General features: G+C 26.8%; 25 protein-coding genes, 1 other RNA gene and 1 pseudogene. 17 read left to right on the forward strand and 10 right to left on the reverse strand.

Features of this window, described 5'->3' with window-relative positions; translation table 11 throughout:
• The 6 genes and pseudogenes from dnaA to CSPT_RS00030 all read left to right on the forward strand — a co-directional run.
• Window positions 1-1317 (forward strand): chromosomal replication initiator protein DnaA, encoded by a 1317-nt coding sequence (gene dnaA, locus CSPT_RS00005; RefSeq protein WP_089181719.1) that lies wholly within the window; start codon window positions 1-3, stop codon window positions 1315-1317.
• A 140-nt stretch (window positions 1318-1457) separates the two neighbouring features.
• Window positions 1458-2525, forward strand: a complete 1068-nt coding sequence (gene dnaN / locus CSPT_RS00010; protein ID WP_089181720.1) for a DNA polymerase III subunit beta — start codon at window positions 1458-1460, stop codon at window positions 2523-2525.
• A gap of 13 nt (window positions 2526-2538) precedes the next feature.
• Window positions 2539-4842, forward strand: a complete 2304-nt coding sequence (gyrB, locus tag CSPT_RS00015) for a DNA topoisomerase (ATP-hydrolyzing) subunit B (protein ID WP_089183268.1) — start codon at window positions 2539-2541, stop codon at window positions 4840-4842.
• A complete protein-coding gene (locus tag CSPT_RS00020) occupies window positions 4842-6218 on the forward strand; it encodes an EAL domain-containing protein (RefSeq protein WP_089181721.1) in 1377 nt (458 codons plus the stop codon). The genes gyrB and CSPT_RS00020 overlap by 1 nt, the downstream gene beginning before the upstream one ends.
• A 9-nt stretch (window positions 6219-6227) precedes the next feature.
• Entirely contained in the window at window positions 6228-6659 is a 432-nt protein-coding gene (gene queF / locus CSPT_RS00025; protein WP_089181722.1) for a preQ(1) synthase, read from the forward strand.
• Window positions 6660-7871: pseudogene (locus CSPT_RS00030) on the forward strand (HD domain-containing protein); the annotation flags it as partial.
• Between the two features lie 3 nt (window positions 7872-7874).
• On the opposite strand, the gene ffs reads toward CSPT_RS00030, so the two are convergent.
• Window positions 7875-7972: signal recognition particle sRNA small type (gene ffs / locus CSPT_RS00035), an RNA gene on the reverse strand.
• A gap of 47 nt (window positions 7973-8019) precedes the next feature.
• On the opposite strand from ffs, the gene CSPT_RS00040 reads away from it, so the two are divergent.
• Complete coding sequence (locus tag CSPT_RS00040; protein ID WP_089181723.1) at window positions 8020-8439, forward strand: hypothetical protein; 420 nt, start codon at window positions 8020-8022, stop codon at window positions 8437-8439.
• On the opposite strand, the gene CSPT_RS00045 is transcribed toward CSPT_RS00040, so the two are convergent.
• From CSPT_RS00045 to accD, 9 genes are read right to left on the reverse strand one after another with little or no spacing between them, the layout of a single operon-like run.
• Entirely contained in the window at window positions 8436-10847 is a 2412-nt protein-coding gene (locus CSPT_RS00045) for a sensor domain-containing phosphodiesterase (RefSeq protein WP_089181724.1), read from the reverse strand. The genes CSPT_RS00040 and CSPT_RS00045 overlap by 4 nt on opposite strands.
• The gene (locus CSPT_RS00050; protein ID WP_089181725.1) at window positions 10837-11670 is read right to left on the reverse strand and encodes a cytochrome-c peroxidase; all 834 of its coding nucleotides are present in this window, start codon (window positions 11668-11670) and stop codon (window positions 10837-10839) included. The genes CSPT_RS00045 and CSPT_RS00050 overlap by 11 nt, the downstream gene beginning before the upstream one ends.
• A 17-nt stretch (window positions 11671-11687) precedes the next feature.
• Window positions 11688-12407 carry a class I SAM-dependent methyltransferase gene (locus CSPT_RS00055; protein ID WP_089181726.1) on the reverse strand — a complete coding sequence of 240 codons (720 nt, stop codon included), beginning with the start codon at window positions 12405-12407 and terminating at the stop codon, window positions 11688-11690.
• Window positions 12408-13022 (reverse strand): recombination protein RecO, encoded by a 615-nt coding sequence (gene recO / locus CSPT_RS00060; protein ID WP_089181727.1) that lies wholly within the window; start codon window positions 13020-13022, stop codon window positions 12408-12410. It lies immediately after the preceding gene.
• A 4-nt stretch (window positions 13023-13026) separates the two neighbouring features.
• Window positions 13027-13944, reverse strand: a complete 918-nt coding sequence (locus tag CSPT_RS00065) for a tRNA dihydrouridine synthase (RefSeq protein ID WP_089181728.1) — start codon at window positions 13942-13944, stop codon at window positions 13027-13029.
• On the reverse strand, window positions 13931-14950 hold the full coding sequence (locus CSPT_RS00070) for a hypothetical protein (protein WP_089181729.1): 1020 nt from the start codon (window positions 14948-14950) through the stop codon (window positions 13931-13933). Before CSPT_RS00070 ends, CSPT_RS00065 begins: the two co-directional genes overlap by 14 nt.
• 2 nt (window positions 14951-14952) lie before the next feature.
• Window positions 14953-15315 carry an RNA polymerase-binding protein DksA gene (dksA, locus tag CSPT_RS00075; RefSeq protein WP_089181730.1) on the reverse strand — a complete coding sequence of 121 codons (363 nt, stop codon included), beginning with the start codon at window positions 15313-15315 and terminating at the stop codon, window positions 14953-14955.
• Window positions 15316-15324: 9 nt separating this feature from the next.
• On the reverse strand, window positions 15325-15774 hold the full coding sequence (locus tag CSPT_RS00080; RefSeq protein WP_089181731.1) for a 23S rRNA (pseudouridine(1915)-N(3))-methyltransferase RlmH: 450 nt from the start codon (window positions 15772-15774) through the stop codon (window positions 15325-15327).
• A 9-nt stretch (window positions 15775-15783) separates the two neighbouring features.
• Window positions 15784-16626: an acetyl-CoA carboxylase, carboxyltransferase subunit beta gene (gene accD / locus CSPT_RS00085; protein WP_089181732.1), complete on the reverse strand. Its 843-nt coding sequence runs from the start codon at window positions 16624-16626 to the stop codon at window positions 15784-15786.
• Window positions 16627-16778: 152 nt separating this feature from the next.
• Here accD and CSPT_RS00090 point away from each other — a divergent pair, with 152 nt between their 5' ends.
• The 10 genes from CSPT_RS00090 to CSPT_RS00135 are packed head-to-tail and all read left to right on the forward strand — an operon-like array spanning window position 16779 to window position 26056.
• The gene (locus CSPT_RS00090; protein ID WP_089181733.1) at window positions 16779-17885 is read left to right on the forward strand and encodes an MlaE family ABC transporter permease; all 1107 of its coding nucleotides are present in this window, start codon (window positions 16779-16781) and stop codon (window positions 17883-17885) included.
• 53 nt (window positions 17886-17938) lie between these two features.
• Window positions 17939-18637, forward strand: coding sequence for an ABC transporter ATP-binding protein (locus CSPT_RS00095; RefSeq protein WP_089183269.1), 699 nt, complete (start codon window positions 17939-17941; stop codon window positions 18635-18637).
• On the forward strand, window positions 18627-19556 hold the full coding sequence (locus CSPT_RS00100) for an MlaD family protein (protein ID WP_089181734.1): 930 nt from the start codon (window positions 18627-18629) through the stop codon (window positions 19554-19556). Before CSPT_RS00095 ends, CSPT_RS00100 begins: the two co-directional genes overlap by 11 nt.
• A 12-nt stretch (window positions 19557-19568) precedes the next feature.
• On the forward strand, window positions 19569-20126 hold the full coding sequence (locus CSPT_RS00105) for a hypothetical protein (protein WP_089181735.1): 558 nt from the start codon (window positions 19569-19571) through the stop codon (window positions 20124-20126).
• A gap of 9 nt (window positions 20127-20135) precedes the next feature.
• Window positions 20136-21998, forward strand: a complete 1863-nt coding sequence (locus CSPT_RS00110; protein WP_089181736.1) for a flagellar assembly protein A — start codon at window positions 20136-20138, stop codon at window positions 21996-21998.
• Window positions 21995-22567 (forward strand): Holliday junction branch migration protein RuvA, encoded by a 573-nt coding sequence (gene ruvA / locus CSPT_RS00115; RefSeq protein WP_089181737.1) that lies wholly within the window; start codon window positions 21995-21997, stop codon window positions 22565-22567. Before CSPT_RS00110 ends, ruvA begins: the two co-directional genes overlap by 4 nt.
• On the forward strand, window positions 22564-23595 hold the full coding sequence (locus CSPT_RS00120) for a D-alanine--D-alanine ligase (RefSeq protein ID WP_089181738.1): 1032 nt from the start codon (window positions 22564-22566) through the stop codon (window positions 23593-23595). Before ruvA ends, CSPT_RS00120 begins: the two co-directional genes overlap by 4 nt.
• A gap of 60 nt (window positions 23596-23655) precedes the next feature.
• A complete protein-coding gene (locus CSPT_RS00125) occupies window positions 23656-23886 on the forward strand; it encodes a type II toxin-antitoxin system Phd/YefM family antitoxin (protein ID WP_089181739.1) in 231 nt (76 codons plus the stop codon).
• Window positions 23876-24607, forward strand: a complete 732-nt coding sequence (estV, locus tag CSPT_RS00130; protein ID WP_089181740.1) for an EstV family lipase — start codon at window positions 23876-23878, stop codon at window positions 24605-24607. The genes CSPT_RS00125 and estV overlap by 11 nt, the downstream gene beginning before the upstream one ends.
• Window positions 24608-24616: 9 nt before the next feature.
• On the forward strand, window positions 24617-26056 hold the full coding sequence (locus CSPT_RS00135; protein ID WP_089181741.1) for a Mur ligase family protein: 1440 nt from the start codon (window positions 24617-24619) through the stop codon (window positions 26054-26056).
• The last annotated feature ends 22 nt before the right edge of the window (window positions 26057-26078 follow it).

The raw sequence follows: 26078 nt of genomic DNA on the forward strand, positions 1-26078 counted from the left end.
TTGTTAGAAAATGAAATTCTTGAATTACTAGGTAAAGAAATTCTACCATCAGAATATGAATCATACATAAAACAACTTAAATTTAGTGAAAAACTATCAGTAGATGGCAATGTTGTTTATTTGGCACCAAATGCATTAGTTTCAAAATATATACAGACAAAATATACAGATAAAATTTCTTATCTTTTTGAGTTAAAAACAGGTAAAAAACCTAAAATTATCATCTCAACACCAAATAAAAATTTAGTAACAAAAACCCAAAGAGTTGAAATTAAAAATGTAAAAAAACAGAGCTCACCGCTAAATCCAAACTTTACATTTGATAACTTCATCATCGGCAATTCAAATCAATATGCATATTTTAGTGCAATTGCAGCTTCTAAAAATCCTGGAGATTCAAACTGCAATCCTTTGTTTATTTATGGTCCAACTGGACTTGGTAAAACTCATCTTTTACAATCCATCGGTAATCATTGTTTAAAAAATAATAAAATAGTGATATATGTAACAAGTGAAAATTTTATAACAGATTTTGTTTATAACCTTCATAACAAAACTATGAATAAATTTCGCGATAAATATAGAAATTGCAATGTTTTACTCATAGATGATGTTCAATTTTTAGGAAGAACAGATCAAATTCAAGATGAATTTTTTCACACTTTTAACGAACTTCACTCTAAAAATGGTCAAATCGCAATGACTTCAGATAGACCACCAAAAATGCTTAAAAATTTTACTGATAGATTAAAATCAAGATTTGAATCTCGTTTAATAGCAGATATTACACCGCCCGAACTTGATACAAAAATCGCCATAATAAAGAAAAAATGTGAATTTGATGGAATTTCTTTAAACAATGATGTAATAAATTATATCGCAACAAATATGGGTGATAATATAAGAGAGATAGAAAGTGCTATAATAAATTTAAACGCATATGCAAAAATGCTTCATCAAGATATAAATTTAGAGTTTGCAAAAAACCTTATGCGTGATCAAATAAAAGAAAAACAAGAAAACATAACTCTTGAAAATATTATAAATTTAATATCAAAAGAATTAAACATAAAACCAAGCGATATTAAAAGCAAAAGCAGACAAAAAAATATAGTCGAAGCAAGAAGAATAGGCATATATCTAGCAAAAAAACATACACAAAATTCTATGCCACAACTTGCAAGTTTTTTTGGAATGAAAGATCACAGTGCAGTTAGTCATAACATTAAAAAGATAAATGAGATAATACAAAATGATGAGTATTTTAAAATAATACTAAATGAACTAGAAAATAGACTACTAACTAAAGAAAACTAAATGAAATTTGTGAAAAGATGTGAAAATAAAATATTTTTAATTCAACAAAAAAACAACGTAAATTTGGATAGTTTTTTAACTATTCACTTTTTCAACAATACTAATACTAATACTAATAAACATATAAAAAAGGGGAAAAGATGAGAGTAAAAATAAATAAAAATTCTCTTGAATCAATAGTTACAAATACTAAAACATACCTTGAAAAAAAAGATACAAGTTCAATAACTTCACATATCTTTTTATCAGCAAATAATGGTGTTTTAAATGTTAAAGCAACTGATTATGAAATAGGATTAACATATAAACAAAAAAATCTAACTATAATTGATGAAGGTGAAGCAACTGCAAATGGTAGAAAACTACTAAGTATTATTAGTAGTTTAAAAGATGGAGATGTTACACTTGAAACAGTTCAAAATTATTTGTATATTAAACAAAATAATTCAAAATATAAACTTCCTATGTTTAAAGCTGAAGACTTTCCTAAATTCCCCGATATCCAAAATAAAAACAAATTTGAAATAGACTCATCAATACTAAGTAGAAGTCTTAAAAAAATAGTTCCTTGTGTAGATACAAATAATCATAAATTTGAACTAAATGGTGCATTAGTAGATATAAAAAATGATTATATAAATTTAGTTGGAACTGACACTAGAAGACTTGGAATTTATAGAATTGATACACAAACAGACAAAGAATTTTCTATAATAATACCTAAAAAAGCAATACTAGAAATTCAAAAGCTATTTTATGATAAAATAGAAATTTATTATGATGAAAATACATTAATAGCAGTTTCTGATAATTTTGAATTTTTTACAAAACTTATAAATGGAAAATTTCCTGATTATGCAAGAGTTATTCCAAAAGAGATAAAAACCAGAATTAGATTAAATCGTGATATGATGATAGAAGGAATGAAAACCATTTCAATTCTTAGTGAGCAAATGAAACTTACTTTTGCACCAAATGAAATAGTATTTGAAAGTATCATAGAAGATAATAGTGAAGCTAGAACTTCGATAGAATTTCAAACAGGGGTTAGTGAAAATATAAGTATTTGTTTGAAAAATAGATATTTATTAGATTTTTTAGGAAGTATAGAAGAAAGTGAATTTGATATAGAATTAAATTCGCAAGAGACAGCATTTTTAGTAGTTTGTGGAAATTTAAAAACAGTAATTATGCCAATTGTATCATAAAAACGGAGAAAATATGGAATATAGTGCGGAAAATATAAAAGTTTTAAAAGGTTTAGAAGCAGTTAGAAAACGACCTGGAATGTATATCGGTGATACAAATATAAATGGTCTTCATCACCTTATATACGAAGTTGTTGATAACTCTATAGATGAATCAATGGCTGGTTATTGTGATCAAATAGATGTAGAAATTACAACAGACGGACACGCTATAATATCTGATAATGGGCGTGGAATTCCAGTTGATATTCATCCAACTGAAAAAATACCAGCTGCAACTGTTGTTTTAACAGTTCTTCATGCTGGTGGTAAATTTGATAAAAATACATATAAAGTTAGTGGTGGATTGCACGGAGTTGGAGTTAGCGTTGTAAATGCACTTTCTATTAAATTTATAGTTACAATTTATAAAAATGGAAAAATTCATAGACAAGAGTTTTCAAAAGGTGTTCCTACAACTGATTTAGAGATCATAGGAGAAACTAAAAAAACAGGAACAACAGTTGAGTTTATACCAGATAGTGAAATATTTGAAACAACTGATTTTAATTTTGATACTTTATCAACTAGATTTAAAGAACTTGCATATTTAAATTCAAAAATAACTATAAATTTTAAAGATAATAGAGTTGGAAAACATGAAAGTTATCATTTTGAGGGTGGATTAGAAAGTTTTGTAAATGATTTAAATAAAGCAAATCCAGTTTGTAAAGCCCTATCTTTTAGTGATTTTTCAGAAGATGTAGTTGTTGATGTAGCACTTATGTATAATGAAAGTTATTCAGAAAATGTTCTTAGCTTTGTAAATAATATCCATACCCCAGATGGTGGAACTCATGAGGCTGGATTTAGAGCAGGTCTTACAAGGGCTATTACAAATTATATTTCATCAAATGCATCAGCAAGAGAAAAAGATACAAAAATAAGTGGTGAAGATGTTAGAGAAGGTCTTATAGCTATTGTTAGTGTAAAAGTTCCTGAACCACAATTTGAAGGTCAAACTAAAGGAAAACTAGGATCTAGTTATGTAAAACCAATAGTTCAAAAAATAACTTTTGATACACTTTGTAAATTTTTTGAAGAAAATCCTATAGAAGCAAAAGCTATAATGAATAAAGCTTTACTTGCTGCAAGAGGAAGAGAAGCTGCAAAAAGGGCAAGAGATTTAACTAGAAAAAAAGAGAATTTTTCTGTTGGAACTCTTCCTGGAAAACTTGCTGATTGTCAAAGTAAAGAAGCTGAAATTTGTGAGCTTTATTTAGTTGAGGGAGATAGTGCTGGAGGATCTGCAAAACAAGGTAGAAATAGAGTTTTTCAAGCAATCTTGCCTCTAAGAGGTAAAATTTTAAATGTTGAAAAAGCAGGTCTTGAAAAAATTTTAAAAAGTGAAGAGATAAAAAATATGATCACAGCCTTAGGTTGTGGTATAGGAAATGAATTTGATGAAGAAAAACTAAGATATCATAAAATTATAATTATGACAGATGCCGATGTTGATGGAAGTCATATACAAACTTTGCTTTTAACATTTTTCTTTAGATTTTTAAATCCGGTTATAAAAAATGGCTATATTTATCTTGCCCAACCGCCACTTTATAGATATAAAAAAGGTAAAAAAGAAATTTATTTAAAAGATGAAAAAGCACTAAATGAATTTTTGATAGAAAATGGTATAGAAAATATAAGTTTTGAAGGCGTTGGAAACAATGATTTGATAGAATTTTTAAAGATTGTTGCAGTTTATAGAAGCTATTTAAAAGAGCTAGAAAAAAGATTTAACATTTTAAAAGCTTTAAGATTTTTGATAGAAAATGATGGAATTATAGGTAAAAGTTATAATGAAATTTTCAAACTTATTAGTGAAGAAATTACTAAAAATGGTCATAATATTTTAAACTCAAATATAAAAGATGATGAGATAAGGATTTATGCACAAACTACAGATGGTTTGCAAGAGCTTGTTATAAATGATAAACTTTTTTCAAATCCACTATTTTCAAGCTCTATTGAAATTTATAAAAAAATTAAAGATTATGATATAAATTTAGGTAAAGATATATTAGAAATTTTAGATGATGTAGAAAAAAATGCCAAAAAAGGTGCTTATATACAACGCTATAAAGGTTTAGGTGAGATGAATCCTGAACAACTTTGGGAAACAACAATGGATCCTGAAAATAGAAGACTTATTAAAATAAGTGTTGATGATGCACAAAGTGCCAGTGAAACTTTTAATCTTTTTATGGGTGATGAAGTTGAGCCAAGAAGGAATTATATAGAAGAACACGCAAAAGATGTTAAACAACTGGATATTTAATGCTTTATAGCCAAAAAAAAGAAAGGGCAAATTTATTTTTTTCAGCATTAAAAATTGCCCTTCCATTTATAATTCTTATTATATTTTGGATTAAATTTATATCAAATGCTGAACAAAGCGATATATTTTTACTTACCATTTTGACTTTTTTTTATGTTTATTATTCTGCATATTTAATATATTTAAGTCTAAAAACAACACTTTTAGATCCCATAACAAATGTTTTTAATAGAAAAAAAATTTATGAGCTTATATCTAAAAATTTGAATAAAGATATGAAAGTTGTAATGTTTGATATCAAAAATTATAGTTATATAACTCAAACTTATGGTATAGAAAATTATGAAAAAATAGCAAATAAATTTATTATAAAATTAAATATTTTTCTTGAAAAAAATGGATATAAAAATGTAGTTATTGGGGCTTATAATTTTTCATATTTTTTAATGATAATAAATGAAAAAGATACTATATTGGCACATAATCTAAGAATTTTTGAAAAAAAAATCACAAACTATGGTATAGAAAATATTGAGATAAAATTTGAATTTTCGGTATTAAATTTATTAAATTTTAATAATCTAAAAAGTGTGATAAATCATCTTAGTTATGATTTAAATAATAACAAAGAAGAAAATTTAATCGTATATGATGAAAATATCAATGTTATAATTCAAAGTATTAATAATTTGAAATTTAATTTCAAATTTCAAGAAACTAAAAACAATGATAAAAATTTAAAAGATGTAGTAACAATCATACCAAGACTTTTTGTTGAAAATTATGGAATGTATTCTAAAAATAAAATTTCAAATTTGTTAAATAAATATAATTATGAGATAAATTATGATAAAAATATGATAAAAGCTTTATCAGATTGTATAAATTATGATTTAGATTTTGATTATATAGTTGAAATTTCAGTAATGAGTATAAGAAATTTAGAGTTTAAAAATTATATTTTTGAACTTGTAAATCAAAAAATTATAAATCCCAAAAATATAATTTTTGAGTTTTTTGAAGATAATTTTTATAGTGAAAAAAATCGTTTTAATGAGATTATAAATGATTATAGAAAAATGGGTATTAGATTTTGTTTAAGCCATTTTGGCGGCGATAATGCAAGTTATTTTTATCTAAAATATTTGAATATAGATTTTTTGATATTTGATATTGAGTTTTTAAAAAATTTAAATGATAAAAAATATCTGGTAATTTTAGAAAATTATATAAATATGGCAAAAAGTTTAGATATAAAAACTATATTTAAATTTATAGATAAAAAAGAGAGTTTTGATATACTTATAAATCAAAATATTGATTATTTACAAGGTTTTTATATAAAAAAACCACAAATGATTGAAAATTTAAAATAGAGGTAAAAAATGAGATATGGTGAGAAAATTATAAAAGAATTTGATATAGATAAAGATATGGAAATTTGGCCAAATAAATGGGAAAATGACTATGTTATAAGGATAACTTTACCTGAGTTTGTTTGTCTTTGTCCTCGTTCTGGTTATCCTGATTTTGCTAAGATTTTTCTTATTTATGTTCCAGATAAAAAAGTTATCGAACTAAAAGCGATAAAACTTTATATAAATAGTTTTATGAATAAAAATATGAGCCATGAAGATAGTATAAATGAGATTTATCACACTCTTGATAAATTATTAGAGCCAAAATATATAAGAGTTGTTGGGGATTTTAATCCAAGAGGAAATGTTCATACTGTTATAGAACTTGATTCAAATTTAGTTAGAAAAGAGAAATTTGATATATCTGCTATTTCAAAAGAAGAATTAAGAGAGTTTTAGATGTTAAAAATTGAGTTAATAGAACACATTTTTAAGGCTGCATCTATATCAAGATGGAATGATTATCCAAGAATGACAAATTTAGTTGAACTTGATAAACAGGCTCATAAATTTATAATAGCTTATTTTATAGCAAAAATGGAAAAAAATGTTGATATGAATTATATCATAGAAGCAGGTATTTTCGAGTTTTTTTCACGAGTTGTAGTTACTGATATACGCCCTGATGTTTTCCATCAAATTTGGCGTTCTAAAAAAGATGAAGTCAATAGTTGGATACTAAAAAAACTTGAACCGCTTATAGGCGATATAGACAATGGTAAATTTTTTCAAAGATTTAAAGAATACACAAAACACTCAAATACGAAAGAAATGCTTATATTAAGGGCTGCATCATACATAGCAACAAGGTGGGAGTTTGGCATAGTTTATCAAACAAGTCAGTTTTTAAGCGGTATTGATGAAGTTAAAAGAAAAATTGATGAAGAACTTGAGGATTATTATTATGAATTTATAGGTGTCCAAAAAATTGCAATGAATCAAAAATTAGCCAAAATTATAGATTTAAGCGGTAGGCTTCGTTTTCAAAAGCGTTGGGCACAAACACCGCGTATCCCAGAAACTGCTGTTCTTGGGCATATGCTTATAGTTGCAATTTTAAGTTATTTTTATTCACTTAAAGTTGGAGCTTGTAGAAAAAGACTTGAAAATAACTTTTATTGTGCTTTATTTCATGATTTGCCAGAAAGTCTTACAAGAGATATTATAAGTCCTGTTAAATACGGCGTTGAAGGGCTAAATGATATAATTTGCGAGTATGAAATAAGGCTTATTGATGAACAAATTTTGCCATTTGTTCCACAAATTTGTAAAGATGAATTTTCTTATATTTTAGGTCTTAGAAATGAAAATTCTAAGCAGATAAAAAATGAATTTGAAAATAGAATAAATGAAAAATATCCAACACATTTTGATGGAACTATGGATAATGTCAATGAAGATAAATTTAGTGCAATCGATGGAAAAGCTTTAAAATATTGTGATAAATTTTCAGCATTTATGGAAGCTGGAATTTCTATAAGTTATGGTGTAAAAAGCAAAGAACTTGTAGATGGATTTTATAATATGTATAAGTATTTTAAAGAAAAACCAAAGATAGAAGGTGTAAATTTCTTAGAACTTTGTGATAATTTTTGTAGATATTTTAAATTAGACCTTCCCTCAGATGGCTGCGGCACATATTAAGTTTAGCTGCTCTGCTGTATTCCTACCCTGAAGCGGTTTCCAAAAATAACATTGCACAGGTCTAAGGAAAGGCGAATGGTCATTATATCAAAAATTTCTTTAAATAGGATTAATAATGTTTTTAAAATTTAAATTTATAACATTTTTTCGTAATCTCTTAGTATATCATCCACACTCTTTGGAATTTCGTGCAAAAATTTTTACGGCTATGTTATATTTTAAAAAAGAGATAACTCAAAATGATATGCATACATTAAATGATATAGCTACTCAAATTTATAGTGAAAAAAATCCCAGGATAGAGATATTGAAAAATGTTATAAAAGAGTATTTAACAAAAATAAAAAACGATAAATCTTTTGTTATAGACAGTTTGCTTTTGGATATAGACAAAGAGCTGAAAAATCATAAAAGATATGCAAAAAAGATAGATTTTTCACATCTTAGAATGCTTATAAGTATGGATGAAGATGAAGCTTTACTACAACAAAGAGTGTATGAATTTTTGTTAAGTGAGGTTAAAATTTATATCTAGTTAAATAGTATAAAATCAGGGGAAATTGGCTTACCAAGATAAAATCCTTGAGCATAATCAACATCGTATTTTTTAACTTCATTTAGTATATTTTCATCACTTACAAACTCAGCTACTATTTCATAGTTCATTTTTTTAGCAAAGCTTACTATTGTTTCCATAACTATTCTTGAGTTTTTATCAAAAGGAAGTCTTTTGACTATAGAGCCATCTATTTTTAAAACATCAATATCAAACTCAAGCATTCTATAATAGTTTGAATATCCACTTCCAAAATCATCAATAGAAAGCTTACATCCGAGTTCTTTTATGTGTTTTATAAAAGGATTTATAACATCATAATTATCAATACTTTCGCTTTCAAGTATCTCAACAAATAAATTTGATGGATTTTTACAAATTTTAAGATTTTTTATGAATATTTGACGAATGCTTAAATTAACCATATCAGAACTAGAAAGATTTATAGAAAACTGCTTATTTGGGTATTTGTCTAAAAGATTAAATGCTATATCTATGACTTTGCTTGTTAGTGCATTATAAAGTAAAATTTGTTTTGCAACATTTAAAAATTCACCAGGATAATGAATTTTACCTTCATCATCTAATATTCTTATTAAAATTTCATATTTATTTGCTATTTTGCTATTTGTTTTTATATTAAATATAGGCTGACATTCAACTATAACTTTATCGTTTTTTAGTGCATTTTGTATAAGTTTTATAACATCTAAATTTTTAAAATATTGTTGTTCTATAGGATCATTATCTTTATAAAAATAGATTTTTTCATCTATTTTTTTAGCTTCTTTATATGACCATATAGCTTGAGTAAGTCTGTTTATATTTGAGTCTATATTTGAACTAACACCAAATATAAGCTCTATATTTATTTTTGTGCCTTCATTACTTTGTATATTTATATTACTTGTTTTAAAATAACTTTTTATGCGAAGTATGTCTGTAGATAAGTCGTTTCCATGATAAATAATACAAAACTCATCAAACTGAAATCTAAATAGTTCACAATCAATATTATAAGTTTTTATACAAAGTTTTATAGTATCTACAAAAAATATTATAAAATCATCTATAAATTTTGGTTTATAAAAATAGCTTAAATTTAAAAAATTATTTATACGCATATATATAATTACGCCTTGCTCATTGTTTTCTAATTTGTCTCTTAATGCTACATAACTTCCTATGCCAGTAAGATGATCTTTATAAATTTGTCTTTTTAATGCTTCGTTTTTGATATTTAGTTCTTTTGTTTTATCAAGTTTTATACCAACAAAACCCTCTAAGTTATCTTTATTTATATTTGGTATTATGATTACATCTTCTATTATTATTGTATTATCTGATCTTTTGCTTATAAAGTTATCTTTTTTCCATGGAATTTTTTTATCGATTGCATTTTTAAAATTCTTGTAATAATCCTTATTTTGAGTGTAATATTTTAAGAAAGATGGATTTTTACCGATGATATCTTTTAATTTGTAACCGCTTATTTGCTCAAAAGCTGCATTTGCATAAGTTATATCTAAGTTATTGTTTGTAAACATAATGGAATTAAACGAATTATCAGCAGCAAGTTTAAGAAAACTTATATCTTTGTTTTTATTTTTTATATTATTTAGTAGTTTTATATTCCAAAAAATAAACATTAAGGACATTATAATCATTGTAATAAATATTTTTACTAGATTATCTACTATATCTTTATGTTGTTGTGTTATATAGTCGAGAAAATTTAGTAAATTTTTTTCTAAATCACTATTTAAAATGAAAAATTTATAGTCGTTTGCTTCTATTAGGTTATAAATAGAATCATCCATTCTATTTATAAATTTTAGTTCTTTTTTATCAAGATTTTGTTTGTTTATGCTAACTAAATAGTCTAAAAAAGTATCAATATCTGCATATGAGTCAAAATTTAAGTTTAAAAATCTTGAATATATGGAATTTAAATCAGGCGATAGAGTATTTTTTTGTGTGTAGTTTTGCATATCTTGTATTACTGAGTAAATAAGAGCCATTTTGCCGTTGTAATATCTAATTGTCTCTTTTTTATCTAAAAAATTTTCCTTGATTTTATTATAAATTTCTACTTGTTTATCTGTTTGAGTATTTTTGTTTTCTACTATATTTTTAATTACTAATAAATTAGTATCGAAATTAAAAATCAGTCTTTCTATATCATCATATTTCTTATGAAAATTTATAGTTTTTACTGTTATATCTATATTTTGATTTGTGTATACTAAATTTTGTATATTAGATAAAAAATCATTTATGGATTTTAGTTTTTTGTATTCTTTTATAGTATTTGAAGCTAAAAAAGTGATAGCTAGTATAAATAAAAACATTATTAGATATTGTAATTTTACTCTATTATTCTGCATTATCACTCTTTATATATGTTGTTTGCCCATCTAAAGTTAGTAAAAAATCGTATAAATTATCTAATTCTTCGTCACTAAGATCACTTATTAGTTTGTCATTTTTTATACGCAAAACTTCTTTTAAATCACTTGTTCTTTTATCATAAAAATATGGTGAAGTTTTTGATATATTTCTAAGCATTGGAACTTTTTTAAATCCATCTGGGCTTTGAACTATCAAATTTCCGCCTAAATTTATACCATCATGACATGAAATACATCCAACTAAACTAAATATTTCATAACCTTTTTTTTCACTTGCACTGAAAATTTCACTACTTCCACTAATATAATTATCATATTTGCTATTTGGAGTTATTAAACTTTTTTCAAAATTTACAAGAGCATCAACTATGGTTTCATAGTCTAATTTTTGATAAATTTTATGAAATAGAGCGTTATATTTTGGATTGCTAAGTATTTTGTTAACTAAAATATCTTTTTGTGTATTTAACTCTTTTTTGCTAGTTAAAGATATTTCTACTTGTTTATATATATTATCAACTTTTCCATCTTTGAAAAACAGAAAGTTAAGTGCTGAGTTTAAAATGGTTGGAGTGTCCATTTTTGTTAAATCTGTATTTGTTCCGCTAAAATTCCAATATAAATTATGACAAGTTTCGCAAGATATATTTTTATCCTTACTTAGCGTTTTATCAAAAAATAGCATTTTTCCAAGCTCAGCTTTTTGCCTATCATACTCTTGTGGTGTTATTATATTTAAAGATGAGTTAGCAAAAATAAAATTTAAAAATATGGTTAAAAATAAAAAAAGTTTTGCCACTACATCCCCTTTTTTGATTAAAAAACTAATAGCTTCATTTTAGAGATAATTGTTTCTATAATTATATCATCTTTATAAGTTTTTTGTAGATTTTGTTTTATTGTAAGTTCATCAATATTAATTTTATTTATTTGCAAATGCCATAAAATATTTTCATAAGCATCATTAAAATCTCTTTTAACTTCTCTTTTTTCATCAAAAATGTGTGTTTTATAACTAATATTTTTATTTTTTAGATAAGCTTCAAGTTCATTTGCCGTTGTTGCGTAGTTAGGAATTTTTCTATCTTTTAAAAATGGTTCTATCAAAGATGAGTATCTTGGTATTTGCCAGTTTAGATATATTTTTTCTTTTCCTAGGCTTATAAATTTATCAAAATCTTTTTCATTTTTTAGAGATGGACTCATTGTCAAAAATGCTATATCAAATTTTTTATCATTATAAAACTCATCAAAAGGTAAATTTATGATTTTTATGTTTTTGATATTAAATTTATTTGCATCATCTTTAAGACATTTTAACATCTCATTAGAGCTATCAAGACAAGTTACAAATTTACAAATACCGCCTAAATACAGCGAATACACACCAGTTCCACATCCAATATCTAAAATATTTTTGTCGTTAAAATTTATTTTAAACTCATCAAGTTTATCAAATAACACTTTTCCAAATTTGCTTAATTTTCCATCAAATCTATTATAAGTTTTTGCTTTTTTGTCCCATAAATTTTGCATTTATAATCCTTGTAAAATTATATCATAAAGTCTATTTATGTCATTATCATCTATAAATGATGAATTTTTTGTATCAAAGAGCCTTTTTATGTAATTTGCATTAAAATCATCAGCGTGTGAGCACATTTTGTGAGATGGTAAAAATCCTCTAACCAAAGCCACATTTTCTTCTATTTTTTCATCACAAATAAAACAAATCATATCATTATGTAACCTTCCTTCGTTAGCTAAAATTTCTAAATAAGCTTCTATTACTATGCGTTTTGGATTTGTTTTATCAAATTTAAGTGCCATATTTTCTAATGTTTGAAAATAAATTTCATCTAAATCCTCAGTATCTTTTAAATGTTTGTAGAGTAAATTTATAAATTGCTGCCAGATTATGAGCCTATTTCTATCATAAAGCCATTTAAATCCAAGGTGCATAACGCTTCTAAGTTGCGGCAAAAATTTGATATTTGATATAAGTTCAAAATCTATTTTATATCCAAGCATGATATTTGAGTGTCTTGCACCATAAAAACGATATGATTTAACTAGTAAGTCTTTGGTTAAAATATCAACTATCAAATCTTCATCGCGTAATTTTTGCGTATGAATTATGTAGCCTTGCATGTTATTAGAAAAATTCCATTATTAGTTTTTGCATATCTTTTGAATTATTAGTAAAATTTACATCATTTCTAAAATTTGATGCACCATCTAATCCTTTTGAGTATTCGTGTAAATGTTTTCTAAAAAGCCCTACTCCACGCTCACTAAAGTGCTCTAACATCTGCTCAAAATGATATAAGATAATCTCTTTTTTAAGTTTATTGTCTATATTTTTTCCGGTTTTTATCTCGTGAAATATCCAAGGCTTTCCTATGCTTGCTCTTCCTATCATAAGTGCGTCGCATTGTGTGGTTTTTAGTATTTCATTAGCGTTATTTTCATCTATATTTCCGTTTGCAACTAGTGGTATTTTTATGCTATTTTTTGCTTCTTTTATGGCTTCATAATCAACTCTAGATGAAAATCCGCCAGTTTTTGTTCTACCATGCATTGTTATAAAATCAGCCCCTGCTTCCTCGCAAGCTTTTGCTATGATTACTGGAATTTTCTCATCAAAACCGATTCTTACTTTTACACTTAGATATGTTTTGTTTGATAATTTTTTTATTGTTTGTATTAAGCTTTGCATTAAAGATATATCTTTTAAAAGAGCAGAACCAGCATTTTGCTTTACAACTTTTGGTGCAGGACAACCGCAATTTAAATCAATTCCATCAATATCATCAAATTTATTTAAAACACAAACAGCATTTTTTACACTATCAACATTTGATGCTTCTATTTGGACTATGAAAGGCTTTTCTAAATGCGAATGTGTCAGCATTTTAAGAGTTTTTTCATTTTCATAAGCTAACGCATTTGCACTTATCATCTCACTAACTGTTACATCACACCCGAAACGTTTTACAACGTTTCTTAAAGGCGGATCTGAATAACCGGCAAGAGGAGCTAAGAAAAGCGGTAATTTATTAAAATCTATCATTAAAAAATAGTTTTAATGGTGCTTTTTGTCCATTATCTCTTAAAAAGAGCATAGTTTTAAACTCTAAGTAATCATCATCCTCTGAGCTTGATACAATTTCTCTAATCTCATCAAGCATTTGCAAGTCATATAATATATATAGATAAGCTTTTTGTGCTTTTTGATTATATGAAGATAGATTTTTAAATGTTTGCATGATAGCTTCTGGTGGTATTTTGTTTTGAAAAGTTTGTGCAATTATGATAAATCCGTTTTCACTTAAATCACATTTTTTAAGTAAATTTAAAAGCTCACCTTGTTTTATTTCAAATTTATCATCTTTATTTATGTGTCTGTTTATCAAAATTAGAGTTTGTGCTTCTGTAAAGCTATCATTAAATTTCATAATATTTTCATAATTTCCAGTAGAAATAAGTTTTTCTTTTGCTTTTGTGATGAAAAGCGGATTTATATTTTCACTATTTGATTTTAAAATATCTAAATAATAATCTGCTAAAGTGGCTATTTTGTTTAATTCATTTTGTATATAAAGTGGATTTTCTTTTGGTAATTTGTATTTTTTTATATCAACAGGAATACCATTTTTTGCGTCTTTTACTATATTGAAAATTTCTTTTAAATCCTCATTTTTAGAGTTTATATGATCTATATTTTTCCAAGGAGATAAAGATTTTAAAACCTCACTTGCATTATCAAAAGCTTTTGTTTTAAATTCCTTATTGCTATCAAATCCGAGCATAATTTCACTAATCATCTCATCATAAATTTTTGTATCTCGTTTTAATGCCCTATTTTGTAAGTAAATTTCAAAGTTTTGGTAAGCCATGTGAAATATTGATAAAAGTATAAAAAATGCTAAAGGCACGACAAACCATGTAGCTATTAATAAATTTATATTAAAGCCCATCAAGCTTAATGTGTATTCGCCGTTGTTAAGCGTATAAACTAATACAAAAACAATGGTTGCGTATAAAATAGAATATATTATATATTTTCTCGCTTTCATTTTTATCCTTTTCGTTTTGGCATTTTTTCTAGCATTTCACTACATACTATACAAAATCTAGCATGTGGCTTAATCTTTAATCTCTCAATACTTATCTCATCATCGCACATTTCACAAATTCCGTATTTTCCATTATCTATTTTGCTAAGAGCCCAGTTTATCTCGCCTAAATTTTTAGCTTGTTGTTCATTGATGGCTTGAGATATTATTTGATCTGTATTTATAGATGCTACATCTAACTCATCACTGGCACCGCTATCTCTAAGTCCGCTTAACTCTTCAGTTGATTTGTTTATGCTTTCTATGATTTTTTCTTTCTCATCGGTAAGCATTTTTTTAAAAGTAGCTAAATCTTTTTTGTTCATTTTTTACCTTTATTTATGATATGGATGCCCTGCATTTATGCAAAGAGCTCTAAAAATTTGTTCAAATAACATAAGTTTTGCAATGCCATGCGATGTAGTTAATCTGCTTAAACTAATTAGTTTTTGCGCTTTTTTCTTAAATTCATCGCTAAATCCATAAGCTCCACCTATAAAAAAAGATACTTTGGTACAATTTTTTATCATTTGAGCAAATTCTAAACTATCTAACATTTTGCCATTTTCATCTAAAACGACATTGAAATTTGACACATATGGCTGATAAGCTTCATCATAGGCAATCCTAGCTTTTTTAACACCATCTGATTGTGCTTTTGAGATTTTATCATTAAAAATATTATTTTGGGAAATTTTTGCATATTTTGATGACATTTTTATATATCTTTTTATATTATCTTCAAAATCGTTACTTTTAGAAATACAATTAACTAAAATTTCCACTTTTAACTCTTAATTATTCATTAATATTTTTAACATATCACTTACAAATTTTTTATGGTCATTTCTTTGAACTATAGCATCTATAAGACCATGTTCTAGTAAAAACTCAGCTGTTTGAAAACCCTCCGGTAAATCAGTACCTATAGTTTGTTTTATAACTCTTCCACCAGCAAAACCTATAAGTGCTTCTGGTTCAGCAATTATAATATCGCCAAGCCAAGCAAATGATGCACTAACTCCGCCCATAGTTGGATCTGTAAGTATTGAAATGTATGGCAACTTCTCTTTATCAAGTAGTTTTAATGCTGCACTTGTTTTACTCATTTGCATAAGGGCAAATGTGCTTTCTTGCATTCTTGCTCCACCACTTGCTGAGATTATGATAAGTGGTTGCCTTTTATCTATACAGCGTTTTATAGCCCTTGTTATCTTTTCTCCTTCGACTGATCCTAAAGATCCTCCCATAAAAGAAAAATCAAAAACAACTATTTGTGCGGCTATATCATTAATCTTGCATTCTCCGCTTATAACAGAACTATTAAGACCTGTTTTTTCGTTATTTTCTATAATTCTTTTTTTATATGACTTTTTATCTACAAATTTAAGTGGATCAGTTGGCGAGAGATCTTTGTCATATTCCACAAAACTATCTTCATCGCACATAAGTTTTATGCGATCTTTTGCTTTTAATCTCATATGATGTCCGCATTTTGGACAAACATTAAATTTGTTTTCAACCTCTTTGTAATACATCAAAGAGTGGCATTTATCACATTTTACCCAATGGCTCGGAGCATCACTTGGAGCTGCTTGTTTTCTTCTTATCTTAGAAAATATTTCAATAAAATCCATAATTATCACCAGTAATTTTTAAATTTTTTCATTATATCAAAAAAATTCTTATATCAAGTTATAAAGATATATTATAGTTTTTAATATTATTAAAGTCAAAATATGATAAAATTGGCACTTAGTAAACCTCAAATAAGGCATCTGTTTTTACAATGAACGATTTTATATCTTATAAAAAAAGTAGTGAAGGCACCATCATATTTTTAAATGGAAATTGGACTTACAATATAAATAAAAAAGTTTTTTCGATTTTTGAAAATATTGTAAAAAAAAGTAAAAATATAATCCTAGATTTGCAGAATTTACAAAATATAGATTATTCTATGGCAATTTTTTTAAAATCTTTTCAAGAAAAAAATGGATTAAAATTTAAGATTATAAACTCAAATGATAAATTTAATAAAATTTTTAATCTTACAAATGATGATAAGATAGATTTTAAGTATATTCCAAGAGTTATAAAAGAAAATGTATTTGAAAAACTTGGAAAAAAACTTATAGATTTTTATTATGATTTTATGATGGTTTGTTCGTTTTTAGGCGAATTTTTTATAAAATTTATAAAAGCTTTTTTTCGTATAAAAAATTTTAGATCAGCAGAAATTTCAAATCATATCAAAACAGCCGGTATAAATTCGGTTTTTATTGTTTGTCTTACTAGCTTTTTAATAGGCATAGTTTTGGTTTATCTTGGCTCAACTATGCTTTCAACTTTTGGTGCAACTATACTTATAGTTGAAATTATGGGAATGCTTACTTTAAGAGAAATCGGTCCAATGATTGCTGCTATTGTTATAGCTGGTCGTAGTGCGTCTAGCTTTACAGCACAAATTGGAGTTATGAAAATAACAGAAGAAATTGATGCTATGAAAACGATGGGCTTTGATTCATTTTATTTTTTAACACTTCCAAGAGTTATTGCAATGATAATAGCTACGCCTCTTGTTATTTTTCTTGCTGATGCTGTTAGTATTTTTGGTCAAATGCTTGTTTGTAATATTTTGTTAGATATACCTATAGCAAGTTATATAGACAGATTTAAAGAAATGGTTGAGATAAAACATTTTCTAGTAGGTATGATAAAAGCACCATTTTTTGGTGCGGCTATATCCATAATAGGATGTTTAAGGGGTTTTGAAATAAGTGGAAGCACAGAAAGTGTAGGTAAATTTACAACAATAAGTGTTGTAAATGCTATATTTTGGGTAATTGCCATAGATGCACTTTTTGCCGTTATTTTCATGGAGCTTGGAATTTGAGTGAAAATATCATAGAAGCAAAAAATCTTACCGTTGCTTATGGTGAAAGAATAATGCAAGATAGCGTAAATTTCAGTGTAAAAAAAGCTGAAATTTATGGTTTTTTAGGCGGAAGTGGAAGTGGTAAAACAACTCTTATGAAAACCCTTTTTTATTTAAAAGAGCCAAAAAGTGGCGTTGTAAAGATTTTTGATAAAGACATATGGGCGTTAGATGATAATGATAGGATGGAGCTAAAACTAAAATGTGGTGTAATGTTTCAGTTTGGTGCACTTTATTCATCTATGAATATACTAGATAATATCGGTGTTTTGCTTAGAGAACATAGTAAAATTCCAAATAAAATTATAGATGAAATTTCTATGTTTTGGCTTCAAAAAGTTGGACTTGATAAACAAACAGCTACTCTTTATCCAAGCCAGTTAAGTGGCGGTATGAAAAAAAGAGCGTCTCTTGCAAGAGCTTTGGTTCTTAGCCCACAAATACTATTTTTAGACGAGCCAAATAGCGGACTTGATCCAATGAGCGCAAGAGGTTTTGATAGATTGATATGTGATCTTAGGGATAGTCTTGGTATTACCGTTGTTATGGTTACACACGATATTGATAGTATTTTTGGTATATTAGATCGCTTTTTGATAATAGAAAATAAAAAAATAATTTTTGAAGGTAATGTAGAAGAAGTTAAAGATTTAAAAAACAATCCTCTTGAGGATTTATTTAGCATGAGGGATAAAAATTATGGAAAATAAAAATTCCTATACAATAGTGGGCGTATTTTTTGTTGTTTGTGTTTTTTGCATATCTATGTTTTTGTTATGGATGAATGCAAGAGGAAATGAAGATGTTTATAGATCATATTATATACAAACACAAGTTTTGCCAAATGGTATAAAAGATGGTAGTGAGGTTAAATTTATCGGTGTTCCTGCTGGATTTGTAAAAAGAATATATTTTAGCAATTTACAAAATGCAACGATAGAAATAGAAGTTTTGGTAAATGACGGATTGCCGATAAAAAAAGATAGCACAGCAGTCGTGGAATCTCAAGGGATTACTGGAATTTCATACATAAATATAAGTAAAGGCAGTGATGAGGCTGAGAGTTTTAAAGAAAATGAAAAAGCAGTAATAGCTTTAACACCAGGTCTTATCGATAAAATCACTTCAAGAGCTGATATGTTATATGAAAATTTAATTAACGCATTTAATAGCATATCTTTGGTTTTAAATGATGATAATGCTAAAAAAATAAACTCTATTTTGACAACTTTAAATAGCTCTATATCAAATTTAGGAAGTAAAGAGAACATAGAAAAACTTAATTCTATTATAAATTCCTTAAATATGATTGCAAATAATTTTGAAAATGAAAGCTCTGCTATGAATGGATTTTTTACAAGAGCTACAAAAACCGTTGATAGTATTGATAGACTGATTTACAATATAAATCACACTCTAGCACAGTTTAATACAAACCAAATTTTGATTAGGCAGCGTATAGAAAGTGATGATTATAATCTTAGAGCCATAGCATTTCCAACTTTAAACCAAACCACAAATACTATGATAGAATTTCAAGATGTATTAAAAGAGATAAAAAGTATGTTGTTTAGATTAGAAGATGATCCATATAAATTTTTCTTTAAAAATACTCAAAAAGAAGACTAAAAAGGACGCATTATGAGATATATTATTTTAGCTATTTTATTTTTTTTATTAAATGGATGTAGTTTAAAACTAAGTGAAAATGCACTAAAAGAGCAGTATTATATATTAGAGTATAGCGGTAAAGAAAAGTGTCAAAATAGTAGTGATAAGCATTTGCTTTTTATAGATTTAGTTAAAGCTTCTTTAGATGTAGATACTAGATTTATAAATGTAAAAAATGGTTATAAATTTGATAAACTTGATGGTGCTAAATTTGCGGCTTTACCTACTGAGATGGTTAGAAAAGCTGTATTTAAATCATTTTATTCTAGTTGTAAAATAGAACCAAAAATTGTTATGAAAGATGATTCTTATATATTTAAATCAGAAATTTCGGTACTTCAAATAGACAAAAGTAGAAATGTTGCTATTTTTGAAATGATATATTCTGTAGATAAAGAGACAAAAAGTTTGGTTTCTGATATAAAAAGAGTCGAGGTTAGTGTAAAAAAAGACGAGATAACTGCTATAAATGAAGCTATGAGTTTAGCTTTAGATGCTATTTTGCATGATATAGAAAATAAACTATAGGAGGTTATTTTGCCAAGCGATAAATTCTTAGATCCTATTACAATAGAGACAAACAATATAAAAAAAGAGTTAGAAAAACTTAGTTCTAATTATGAAATTGATATAAAAAATATAGACTATGATTTGATTTCTGTTGTATGTGTTTATAAGCTTGGTACTTTAGAGCAAAAAACTATAACTGCTGATAAATTTGGTATTTTTGATGATAATAAATTTTTTAGTGACAAAAATTTGATATTAAATCAATCCTATAGAGTCGCTTTTTATGATAAAAGAAATCATATTTATCCAAAACTTCCAGATATAAAGCTTGCTGTAAATAAAAACTTTACTAAAGTTATATGTATAGTTAAGGCTATGCCTGATTTTATGTATTATGATGAATTTGGCGATGAAATGCTTAAATTTATAAATAAAAAGCTACTAACTAGTAGAATTTTAATAGGCATTAGAAAAGAAGAACTTACTCAAAGCCTAAAAGATATAAGCGATGATTTAAGACAAAATAATGCTCTTGATAAAGATTATAATTTTACTATAACTACAGGCGTTTTACCAGTTTTAAGTGTAGATGATGATCTTATTTTTCATTATAAAAATAAAATTGTAAATACAAAAGAAGATGGAAATATTGATTATTCTGAGCGTGGATTTTTATATGGTGTTTCAAAAGATGAGGTAATTATAGAGTATATTAAGCCGCGAATGGGTATTTGCGGGAGAGATGTATTTGGTAAAACAATAGAAGTAAAAACACCAAATAGCACATTTGATCCAAATTTATCTATTAGTGAAAATATACAAAAACAAGAAGATGATAACTCTATAAAATTTATCGCAAAAAAGTCTGGATATGTCGTTGAAGAAGATAGTAAATTTGATATAAAAGAAGATTTAGAGGTTTCAAATTTAAGCTTTAAAGATACTGGATCAGTTAGTGTTGGAACTGAAAATAATGTAAAATTAAATGTAACTCAAAAAGATATAAATAAAGATGCGATTGGTGCAAATATAAGTATAGAAACAAGCGAAATTATCATTTCTGGTAGTGTTGGACAAGAAGCAAAAATAAAGGCAAATATTGTAGAAGTTGGCGGAGTTACACACTCTACTTCTTTTATACAGACAAAAAAAGCAAAAATTGCAACTCATATAGGAACTTTAGAGTGTGATGAGTGTGATATAAATCGCCTTGAAAAAGGTAAAGTTTTTGGCAAAATCATCCATATAGGTTCAGCACTTGGCGGAGAAATAAGCGGAGAGGAAATTTATATAGATAATCTTGTTTCAAATGTAACCATAACCGCTTCAAAGCTTATAGAAATTAATCAAAATATAGGAAGTTCAAACAAACTCATAATAGACCCAACTGCCATTCATGCTTATTTAGATCAAATTTCTAACTATCAATCAGAAATTAAAGCTCTAAATTTAGATATAGAAAAACTTCTAAAAGAGATAAAAAAGACTAAAATAACTATAGATGATTCAAAAGAATCTATTAATACAATAAAAGATCAAATCAAAAAAATGATGGAGAAAAAAATAAAAATTCCTTCAGCTTTCATGATAAAGTTAAAAGAATACAAAACTTTGATTAAAAATTATAATGATATGATTTCAGAGTATAAAGATAAAAACTATACTTTAGAAACGATTCATTCAAATTTAAAAAATATTCAAAATAAAATTTTTGATGCACAGATAAAAATTAAAGGAACTTGGGAAGATATGAATGATATAATATTCGTTTTGATAGATCCTCCTAAAAAGTTAAATTATGTCACTATAAAAAATGACTTTATTAAGCTTTTTAAGGTTGAAGAGAGGATTAATGAAGAATATTATATTTATAAAGGTTTTGAAAAATGATAAAAGCCATAGAAGGTATGATAACGAAAAAAGAACCAACTTTTTTAGTTTTAAAAACTGGAAGTGGAGTTAGTTATGGTATTTTTGTTTCGCTATTTACTTACGCAAAATTGGAAAAAAATCAAAAAATAGAACTTTTAATCACGCAAATCATTAGAGAAGATGCAAATTTGCTATATGGATTTTTGGATATAAGCGAACAAAAAATGTTTGAAATGCTAGTTAAACTAAATGGCATAGGTGCCGCAACTGCTATGGCGGTTTGTTCTAGTCTTAATGTTAATGATTTTTCTAATGCGATAATTAGTGGAAATGCCGAGGCATTTAGATCTGTTCCTGGCATTGGTCCAAAGACGGCAAGAAGAATTATCGCTGAGCTAAGCGATGCAAAAATAATTTTAGATAGTGAGCAAGATAGTAGTAATTCAAGAAACGAAGCTATGCAAGCTCTTGAATCACTTGGATTTAAAAGAGATAAAATTTCAAAAGTGTTAAGTGAGTGCAAAAGCGAGGAAACAAGCGAGATTATAAAAGAAGCACTACAAATACTTGGAAAAGGCGTAAAATGAGATTAGCTGTGATATTTGGCGGAGTTAGTTACGAACATGAAATAAGCATAGTTTCAGCTATTGCTTTAAAAAATGTATTGAAAACAGATTTGGATTTTATTTTTTGTGATAAATTTAGAAATTTTTATCTCATAGATAAAAAAGATATGAAAGCAAATTTCTTCAGTTCTAAAAAGTATCAAAAGTCAAAACAATTAGAGTTGAAAAATGGTGGATTTTTTACAAAATCTATAATGAGTAAAAAGCTTGATATAACTTGTGTTATAAATTTAATTCACGGATGTGATGGAGAAGATGGTAAAATAGCGGCTTTATTTGACTTTTTTGATATAAATTACATAGGGCCAAGGCTAGAAGCAAGTGTGCTTAGTTTTAGTAAAGAGCTAACAAAACTTTATGCTAAAAAAGTTGGTGTAAATGTGCTTCCTTATGAGGTTATAAAAAGAGGCGAAATGCCGACATTTGAGCTACCTATTATCTTAAAACCGCTTAGACTAGGCAGTTCAATAGGTGTAAGTATGGTGCATGATAAAAGCGATTTAGAGTATGCTTTGGATGTGGCTTTTGAGTTTGATGATGAGGTGTTAGTTGAGCCGCTTATAGAAAATGTAAGAGAGTTTAATCTAGCTGGTTGTAAAATAGAAGATAAAATCGTTCATTCCATAGTTGAAGAGCCTAAAAAAGAAAAAATGCTTGATTTTGAGCAAAAGTATATGAGTTTTTCAAATGAAAATAGAAGCAAAAAAGCAGATATAACATTAGAGCTTGAAAATGAATTTAAAGCTACTTTTGATAAGATTTATAACACAACTTTTGATGGTGCACTCATAAGATGTGACTTTTTTTATCACGAGGGTAAAATTTACCTCAATGAGATAAATCCAAACCCCGGAAGTTTGGCAAACTATCTTTTTAATGATTTTGAAAATATTATTTTAAAATTGGCAAAAAATACCCCAAAAAGTAAGCAAATAGATATAGATTATAAATTTATAAACTCTATAACATCGGCAAAAGATAAACTTTAACGATAAATTAATTAAATTATTGCTAAATTTTACATATTATTTTATGTAAAGGTTTGATTTATGCCATCGTTTAATAAAGATGAAATTTACACAGCAACAGAGGTTGTGAGGAATTTTGCATCAGTTATGAAAAAAGTTGATACTGGGGAATTAGGGCGAGTAATCATCGTAAAAAATAGCAAATTTGAAGCCGTACTTCTTAGTATGAAAGAGTATGAAAGACTGCAAAATGCTGTTACTTTGCTAGAACAAATTTACTCTAATAGAAAAAGGGACGAAATTGGCAGTTAAAGAGATAAAATTTGGTTTTAAAAAATATAACATAAGCTATGAAATTTTAAATCAAAATAATCAAAAAGATATAGTTTTTTTACACGGCTGGGGTGCTAATAAAGATATAATGAAAAAAGCCTTTGGCTCTAAATTTAGCGAATTTAGACATATTTATATAGATTTGCCTGGATTTGGAAAAAGCTCTATGAATGGTGCTATAAATACCAAAGATTATGCAAAAATCATATCTAGATTTTTAAAAGAGATAAACTCAACCAAAGATATAGTCGTAGGGCATTCTTTTGGTGGAAAAGTCGGCGTTTTGCTAAACCCAAATACTTTAGTTTTATTAAGCAGTGCTGGTATTGTGGTTAAAAAAAGAATAATCGTAAGACTAAAAATAGCTATTTTTAAGTTTTTTAAGATGTTAGGATTTGGATTTTTATACAAACTTTTTGCCACAAAGGATGTTGCTGGTATGAGTAAAGAGATGTATGAGACACTAAAAAAAGTTGTTGATGAGGATTATAGCCCTTATTTTGGTGCTTATAAGGGTAGGGCGTTTATATTTTGGGGAAAAGAAGATAGAACTACGCCCTTAAAATGCGGCGAAAGGATAAATTCTTTGATTAAAAATAGCGAACTTTTTGCGTTAAGCGGGGATCATTTTTTCTTTTTGCTTCATGGCGAGTTTATAAATAATGTAGTTTTGAGTGATTGCACACAGAGTCATTTTTAGGGTTAAAGTATGGATGTTTTTATATTTATAACAAATTTTCTTTTTACGCTTTTGCTTGGATTTTATCTTATTACAGCACTTCAATGGTTTTCTTATAAATTTGAAAGAGTAATTTTTCACTTTACAAAACCACTTTGGCACCTTTTCTTTTTGGTAGTTCCCATTTTGCTTTATTATGCTTTAAATTATGTAAATTTTATATATTTTGCCGTGTATTTTTACATAATTTTTGTTCCTACTTTGTATTTTTGGCACAAAAAACTAGATAAAAAGCTTGTTTTTACAGCTAGAGTTAAAAGATTTTTTGTTATTTTAGGTTTAGTAACGCTTTTTATAGATATTTTACTTATTAAAAAAGTCGAGATTTTACCGATATTTTTGCCACTAATAATATCTTTTTTGATAAGTTTTATTTTTGAAAGTTTTAACTCAAAGCTTTTTATAAAATCTGCTTCTAAAAAACTAGCTAGTATGCCAAATTTAATTATCATAGAAATTACTGCAAGTTATGGTAAAACTAGCATTAAAAATTTCTTGTATCAAATTTTAGAGAGCGAGTTTAAGTGCTATAAAACGCCAAGAAGCGTAAATACTTTGATGGGTTTGGTAAAAGATATAAATGAAAATTTAAACACGCAAACTCAAATTTACATAGCCGAAGCAGGAGCAAGGAAAAATGGCGATATCGCTGAAATCACGCAGTTTTTAAAACCTAGTATCGTTATAGTTGGAGAGATAGGAGAGCAACATATTGAGTATTTTAAAAGTTTAGAAAATATAAGAAAAACTAAGCTTGAAGCTTTGAATTCGCCAAATTTAAAAGCTGCTTTTGTGCATAGTTCTACGAAAAAAATATCGGATGAAAAAACTCAAATTTATGATGAAAATTTGAGTAATATTACTTCAAATTTAGATGGGATTAAATTTGAGATGAAGTTAAATTCTGGGGATTATGAGTTTGAAACGAAGCTTTTAGGCGAGTTTAACGCTTCAAATTTATCAGCTTGTATAAATGTGGCTAATTATCTTAAAGTTGATATTAAAACTATACAAAATAGGGTTTTAAATTTAAAAAGCGTAGAGCATAGGTTGGAAAAAATCGAAGCTGGGGGCAAATTTATCATTGATGATAGTTTTAATGGAAATTTTGAAGGAATGAGCAAAAGCTATGATTTGGTAAAAAGCTTTGATGGCAGAAAGGTTGTCATAACGCCAGGTATCGTGGAAGCTACTAAAGAGATAAATGAAAGCTTAGCCAAAAAAATAGATGAAATTTTTGATTTAGTTATCATAACAGGCGAGTTAAATGCTGAAATTTTTAAAAGAATTATAGATGAAAACAAGTTTATTTTAGTAAAAGATAAAAGAGATTTAACCCAAATTTTAGGCGAAAAAACCAAAGCAGGGGATTTGATACTTTTTTCAAACGACGCACCGAGTTTTATATGAAAATGTATGGAAATATATTTTA

Origin of the sequence: Campylobacter sputorum subsp. sputorum (assembly GCF_008245005.1) — a bacterium.
Taxonomy (GTDB): Bacteria; Campylobacterota; Campylobacteria; order Campylobacterales; family Campylobacteraceae; genus Campylobacter_F; species Campylobacter_F sputorum.

What these genes read in the sequence shown, in the direction of transcription:
- dnaN (WP_089181720.1), top strand. Translation starts at nt 1,458, where the DNA reads ATGAGAGTAAAAATAAATAAAAATTCTCTTGAATCAATAGTTACAAAT.
- queF (WP_089181722.1), top strand. Translation starts at nt 6,228, where the DNA reads ATGAGATATGGTGAGAAAATTATAAAAGAATTTGATATAGATAAAGAT.
- CSPT_RS00020 (WP_089181721.1), top strand. Translation starts at nt 4,842, where the DNA reads ATGCTTTATAGCCAAAAAAAAGAAAGGGCAAATTTATTTTTTTCAGCA.
- gyrB (WP_089183268.1), top strand. Translation starts at nt 2,539, where the DNA reads ATGGAATATAGTGCGGAAAATATAAAAGTTTTAAAAGGTTTAGAAGCA.
- CSPT_RS00135 (WP_089181741.1), top strand. Translation starts at nt 24,617, where the DNA reads ATGGATGTTTTTATATTTATAACAAATTTTCTTTTTACGCTTTTGCTT.
- CSPT_RS00070 (WP_089181729.1), bottom strand. Translation starts at nt 14,950, where the DNA reads ATGAAAGCGAGAAAATATATAATATATTCTATTTTATACGCAACCATT.
- CSPT_RS00045 (WP_089181724.1), bottom strand. Translation starts at nt 10,847, where the DNA reads ATGCAGAATAATAGAGTAAAATTACAATATCTAATAATGTTTTTATTT.
- CSPT_RS00055 (WP_089181726.1), bottom strand. Translation starts at nt 12,407, where the DNA reads ATGCAAAATTTATGGGACAAAAAAGCAAAAACTTATAATAGATTTGAT.
- ruvA (WP_089181737.1), top strand. Translation starts at nt 21,995, where the DNA reads ATGATAAAAGCCATAGAAGGTATGATAACGAAAAAAGAACCAACTTTT.
- CSPT_RS00125 (WP_089181739.1), top strand. Translation starts at nt 23,656, where the DNA reads ATGCCATCGTTTAATAAAGATGAAATTTACACAGCAACAGAGGTTGTG.
- accD (WP_089181732.1), bottom strand. Translation starts at nt 16,626, where the DNA reads ATGGATTTTATTGAAATATTTTCTAAGATAAGAAGAAAACAAGCAGCT.
- CSPT_RS00105 (WP_089181735.1), top strand. Translation starts at nt 19,569, where the DNA reads ATGAGATATATTATTTTAGCTATTTTATTTTTTTTATTAAATGGATGT.
- CSPT_RS00040 (WP_089181723.1), top strand. Translation starts at nt 8,020, where the DNA reads ATGTTTTTAAAATTTAAATTTATAACATTTTTTCGTAATCTCTTAGTA.
- CSPT_RS00100 (WP_089181734.1), top strand. Translation starts at nt 18,627, where the DNA reads ATGGAAAATAAAAATTCCTATACAATAGTGGGCGTATTTTTTGTTGTT.
- CSPT_RS00065 (WP_089181728.1), bottom strand. Translation starts at nt 13,944, where the DNA reads ATGATAGATTTTAATAAATTACCGCTTTTCTTAGCTCCTCTTGCCGGT.
- recO (WP_089181727.1), bottom strand. Translation starts at nt 13,022, where the DNA reads ATGCAAGGCTACATAATTCATACGCAAAAATTACGCGATGAAGATTTG.
- dksA (WP_089181730.1), bottom strand. Translation starts at nt 15,315, where the DNA reads ATGAACAAAAAAGATTTAGCTACTTTTAAAAAAATGCTTACCGATGAG.
- CSPT_RS00090 (WP_089181733.1), top strand. Translation starts at nt 16,779, where the DNA reads ATGAACGATTTTATATCTTATAAAAAAAGTAGTGAAGGCACCATCATA.
- CSPT_RS00095 (WP_089183269.1), top strand. Translation starts at nt 17,939, where the DNA reads ATGCAAGATAGCGTAAATTTCAGTGTAAAAAAAGCTGAAATTTATGGT.
- CSPT_RS00120 (WP_089181738.1), top strand. Translation starts at nt 22,564, where the DNA reads ATGAGATTAGCTGTGATATTTGGCGGAGTTAGTTACGAACATGAAATA.